Origin of the sequence: Inquilinus limosus MP06 (assembly GCF_000767795.1) — a bacterium.
Lineage (GTDB): Bacteria > Pseudomonadota > Alphaproteobacteria > DSM-16000 > Inquilinaceae > Inquilinus > Inquilinus limosus_E.
On record NZ_JANX01000622.1, the window covers coordinates 1 to 3534 of the forward strand.

At 66.2% G+C, this 3534-nt stretch carries 3 protein-coding genes; all 3 read right to left on the reverse strand.

Translation table 11 applies throughout. The features are described from left to right. Positions 1-55: 55 nt before the first annotated feature. Positions 56-985, reverse strand: coding sequence for a glycine betaine ABC transporter substrate-binding protein OsmF (gene osmF / locus P409_RS29640; RefSeq protein ID WP_034846889.1), 930 nt, complete (start codon positions 983-985; stop codon positions 56-58). 499 nt (positions 986-1484) lie between these two features. Further along, positions 1485-2309: an iron uptake system protein EfeO gene (efeO, locus tag P409_RS29645; RefSeq protein ID WP_034846891.1), complete on the reverse strand. Its 825-nt coding sequence runs from the start codon at positions 2307-2309 to the stop codon at positions 1485-1487. Positions 2310-2377: 68 nt separating this feature from the next. Continuing rightward, positions 2378-3534, reverse strand: a 1157-nt coding sequence (gene efeB / locus P409_RS29650; RefSeq protein ID WP_052121561.1) for an iron uptake transporter deferrochelatase/peroxidase subunit, incomplete at its 5' end; no start/stop codon positions are given.

Genomic DNA, 3534 nt, shown 5'->3' on the forward strand with positions numbered 1-3534 from the left:
AGGGGAGGGGGAGAGTGAAGAGCAAGGCCGGTCCCGATGGACACCAACCGCCGCCCTACTTCACGAACCCCTTCGCCTTCAGGTACTCGGACGCGACCGCCTGCGGGTCCTCGCCGTCGACGGCGATCTTGCCGTTCAGCTCCTGCAGGGTCTTGAGGTCGAGCGAGGCGAAGACCGGGTCCAGCGCCTCCTTGATCTTCGGGTACTTGGCCAGGGTGTCGGCGCGCACCGTCGCCGCCGGCTCATAGACGATCTGGGCGCCCTTGCTGTCGTCCAGCACCACGAGGCCGACCGAGGAGATGGCGCCGTCGGTGCCGTAGACCATGGCGGTGTTGACGCCGGAGGTCTGCTCCGCCGCCGCGCGGATGGTGGCGGCGGTGTCGCCGCCGGCCAGGGTGACGATCTGGTCCTGGTTCAGCTTGAAGCCGTAGACCGACTGGAAGGAGGGCAGGGCCGCCGGGCTCTCGACGAACTCGGCCGAGGCCGCCAGCTTGACGTCGCCGCCGTCCTTCACCCATTTGGCGAAGTCCTCCAGCGTCTTCAGCTTGTTGCTGTCCGCCACCTCCTGTCGCACCGCCAGCGCCCAGGTGTTGTTGGCCGGGGCGGGGGCCAGCCAGGTGATCTTGTTCTTCTCCGCGTCGAGCTGCTTGACCTTGTCATAGCCCGCCTGCGCGTTCTTCCAGGCCGGGTCGGTGTCGATGTTGAAGAAGAAGGCGCCGTTGCCGGTGTATTCCGGATAGATGTCGATCTCGCCGGCCAGCAGCGCGCTGCGCACGATCTTGGTGGTGCCCAGCTGCAGCTTGTTCTCGGTCGGGATGCCGTTGGCGTTCAGCACCTGCAGGATGATGCTGCCCAGCAGGCTGCCCTCGGTGTCGACCTTCGAGCCGACGCGGACCGCATCGGCGGCCATGGCGGCGGTGGCGGCCAAGAGGCCGGCGCCCAGCGCGGCGGCGGCCAGGAGGCGTTGGAACGGGGAGCGGGTCATCGGTGGCTGCCTTCTCAGTTCGGGCCGGACGGAACGGAGGGTTCCCATCTCCGAATACCTTCGCCGGCTCGCTTGTTCCGGTTGCAGGCAGGCAGCTTAATTGACGTTCGACAAACGTCAATTCGATAAGAAAAATCTTAAGGAATTTGTAGAAAATGGAGGGTTCAGCACTCTCCCCAAACCTGCCATGCCCGGGCTGACCCACGGGTGTCCAGTTCAGACAGAATCGCAACCGAAGCGTGCGGATCTTGAGATTCCATTCCATTTATTGTCATCCTCGGCTTGACCCGAGGATCCAGGGGCTTTCAAGAACCGCTTCCGGTGGCCCCTGGATTGCCGGGTCAAGCCCGGCAATGACAATAAAAGTTGGGATCAGGCACTCTATCCACGACTCCAAAAACCTGACCGGACAGCCGTGGGCTTGACCCGGGCATCCAGAGAGCGTCGGCATCTTCTGGATTGCCGGGTCAAGCCCGGCAATGACAGAGAGGGAAGAGCCTTAGCTGAGGCCCAGCGTGCCGCGCAGCTGCGACAGGTCCTCGGCCAGGGCGGTGATCGGGCCCTTCATGGCGTTGCGGTCGGCGTCGGTCACCTTGTCGTAGGTCTCGAAGCCGCCATCCTTGGTCTTGTACTTGGCCAGGATGGCGTCGACCGTCTTGAAGTTGGCGTCGACCTTGTCCAGCAGGGCCTTGTCGCTCTTCTCCAGGATCGGGCGCAACAGGTCGACGATCTTCTTGGCGCCGTCGACATTGGCCTGGAAGTCCCACAGGTCGGTGTGGCTGTAGCGGTCCTCCTCGCCGGAGATCTTGGTGGCCGCGACCTCCTCGATCAGCGCCGCGGCGCCGCCCACCACCTTGTCCGGCGGGGTGGTCAGGTCCTTGATACGGCCCTGCAGGTCGATCACGTCGGCCAGTAGCTTGTCGGCGAAAGGCGCCAGGCCGTCGGTCGACTTCTTCTCGAACAGCCCGTACTCGATGCGGTGGAAGCCGGTGAACTCCGGGTCCGCCTCGTTCTTGGCGTGGTCGTCGGCGCGCGAATCGATGCTGCTGTCCAGGTCGCTGAACAGCTCGGCGATCGGCTCGATCCGCTCGTAATAGACGCGGCTCGGGGCGTAGAGCGCCTGCGCCTTCTTCAGGTCGCCGGCCTTCACCGCCGCGGTGAACTGGCGGGTGTGCTCGACGAACTGGTCGACCTCTCCGATAACCCAGGTCTTGTACTTGGCGATCGGCTCGACCAGCTCGAGCGGCGAGGGCGGGGCGGCCATGGCGCCGGACGCGATCAGCAGCGCGGCCGCGCTCAGGCTGAGAGTCAGAATGCGTTTCATAATCAATCCCCTCCTAGGGTAGGACCGGACGACGACGGGTCACCCGGTGATCAGGGCCCCTCCGGCCCTCAGGTCGATACGGATTGCAGCAGCCCCTGGCCCAGATAGCCGTCCTTGTCCGGCACCCCGGGCAGGGCGAAGAAATAGCCGCCGCCGGTCGGCTTGATGTATTCCTCCAGCGGTTCGCCGTTCAGCCGCTCCTGCACCGCGATGAACCCCGCGTTCAGGCTGGATTGGAAGCAGATGAACAAGAGGCCCATGTCGAGCTGGCCCGACTTGGTGACCCCGCGCGAATAGTTGAACGGCCGGCGAAGGATCAGGCTGTTCGCGGTCTGGTGCGTGCGCGGATTGGCCAGGCGGATATGGGCGTCCAGCGGCATGGTCTTGCCTTCCGGGTCGCCGGAGTAATCCGGCACGTCGAACTCGGCCTTCAGCCCCAGCGCGGCGCCGGATGCCTTCTCGCGGCCGATGATCGTCTCCTGCTCCTGCAGCGGCGTGCGGTCCCAGCGCTCGACGAAGTTGCGGATGATGCGCACCACCTGGTAGCTGCCGCCGGCGGTCCAGGCCGGCTCCTCGCTGCCCGGTTTGATCCAGACGATCCGGTCCATCGCCTCGGCATCCGCCGGGTTCGGGTTGGCGGTGCCATCCTTGAAGCCCAGCAGGTTGCGCGCCGTCTCCTTGCGGCCGGTGGCGGTGGTCGCGGCGGGCAGGAAGCCGTCCAGCTTCCAGCGCAGGCTCAGCAGGTCCGGCGTCGCCTTCAGCACTGCGCGCAGGGCATGGATATTGGCCTCCGGCGTGTTGGACGAGAACTGCAGCAGCAGGTCGCCATGGCAGTATTCCGGGTCCAGCGCGTCGTTCGGGAAGCTGGTCATCGCCACCAGCTCGCGCGGCTTCACCGCGGCCAGGCCGAAGCGTTCGTCGAACAGCGAGGCGCCGACGGCTGCGGTGACGGTCAGGTTGTCGGGCACGATCACCGGGCCCAGCACCCCGGAATCGGCCGGCGGGAATTTCGGGTCCAGCTCCGGCGGGGTGCCGCCGCCCATCAGGAAGGCGATGCGCTCGGTCAGGGTGCGGAACAGCCGCTCCAGATCCGGCTTCGAGGTCGCCAGCACGTCGAAGGACGCGACGAGGCCCGCGGCGGGGGAGGGGGTGACGATGCCGGCCTGGTGCTCGCCGTAGAAGGGCTGCACCTGCTGGGCGATCTCGGCGTCGCGGCCGGGCGGCT